1 protein-coding gene and 1 other RNA gene are annotated in these 1,354 nt (G+C 68.3%); one reads left to right on the top strand and one right to left on the bottom strand.

Annotated features, from left to right (window positions below; all coding sequences use genetic code 11):
* An RNA gene (rnpB, locus tag ACWGJ2_RS40480) (RNase P RNA component class A) lies at nt 1-298 on the bottom strand; the annotation flags it as partial.
* 327 nt (nt 299-625) lie between these two features.
* On the opposite strand from rnpB, the gene ACWGJ2_RS40485 reads away from it, so the two are divergent.
* Nucleotides 626-1,309, top strand: a complete 684-nt coding sequence (locus ACWGJ2_RS40485) for a hypothetical protein (protein WP_453351425.1) — start codon at nt 626-628, stop codon at nt 1,307-1,309.
* Nucleotides 1,310-1,354: the final 45 nt, after the last annotated feature.

A 1,354-nucleotide genomic window follows, 5' to 3' on the forward strand; every position in this document is an offset into this window, starting at 1 on the left:
GTCTACCCGCGGACTCGGGCGAGCAGCCCTCGAACATCCGCGCAGGGCCGTCAGCCGACGGCCCCTCTTGACCTTGCTCCGGGTGGGGTTTACCTAGCTGCCCAGGTCACCCTGGGCACTGGTGGTCTCTTACACCGCCGTTTCACCCTTACCGAGGACCGAGGCCCCCGGCGGTCTGTTTTCTGTGGCACTGTCCCGCGGGTCACCCCGGGTGGCCGTTAGCCACCACCCTGCCCTGTGGAGTCCGGACGTTCCTCGGCGGGACATGCTGCCCCGACGCGGCCGTCCACTCGGCTCGTCTGCCGCGCTGACCATGGTAGAGGACTGATCGATGGCGTGCGCCCTCCGGTCTCCCGCACCGCGCGGCCGAATTCGCACAAGCTCCTGCGGCCACCCGCCCGTCTCCGGTCCGGGAAGAGTCACCTGCGCCACCGTGCTGCAGCAGCCCACCGCGAGCAGGCCGCCGCCTATCGCTTTCGTCCACCCTCCAAAAACCCTGAAAACCTACCGTGACCAGCAGTTTTCACCATGCGGTACCACCTCGGCTGCTGTAATGTATGTCGTGTCGGAACGGGAACAGCGACCCGAACCGGCCCCAATCACCCACCGTGAGGAGACCGAGGACATGACCACCACCGACCAGTTCGCCGACCTCCTGGAACTCGTCGACCGAGTAGCGCCCCGCCCTTGGTACGTCGAAGAGATCCGTTACAACGAGAACGGCGGGATCATCACCTTCGACGCGGCCCCCGGCGCCCCCGTGGAGCCGGATGCCGCGTCGACGACGTGGGCGATCTACGGCACCACGGGATACCAGGTTGCCGATCTGCACATCAATCACGGGCCGACCGACGAGGCCACCCCGACCGAGATCGCGGGTGTCCGTGCGACCGCGCACCTCATCGTGGCTGCTGTCAACCGCGTCGCCGCTCAGCTCGGAGAGGGCGACGGGTACCAGGGCCAGCCGCCCGTTGCCGAGGAGGGGCAGGGCCACGACGTGACGGCCTACCTGTCTCCCGCTCGCGCGGCGGCGTGGCTTGCGTTCACTGATGTTGGCTGGTCGCATGCGGAGCACGAAGACGTCACCGCGTGGGGCGAAGAGCTTCGGTGGGAACACGGCCGGATCCGTGACAGGGTCATCGAGGTCGGCACCAGCGAACTGGACGCCGTGCGCCGCGCCATCGCCTCGGGCAGGCACGTGCCCGACGGGGACTGCCAGGGAGACGCCGATGCTCTGGCCAATGTCAAACACGGGTGCATGAGCTCCTGGAGGCGCACCCCGTACGGCGTCGTCTGGCTGGACTGCTGAGCCCGCTGACCACCAGCACCGAACACGCCGGGGCGGGCACGGGCC

It is taken from the genome of Streptomyces sp. NPDC054796, from assembly GCF_053611545.1.

Bases quoted from the DNA above. Each gene is read 5' to 3' on its own strand.
- ACWGJ2_RS40485 (WP_453351425.1), top strand. From the start codon at position 626: ATGACCACCACCGACCAGTTCGCCGACCTCCTGGAACTCGTCGACCGA.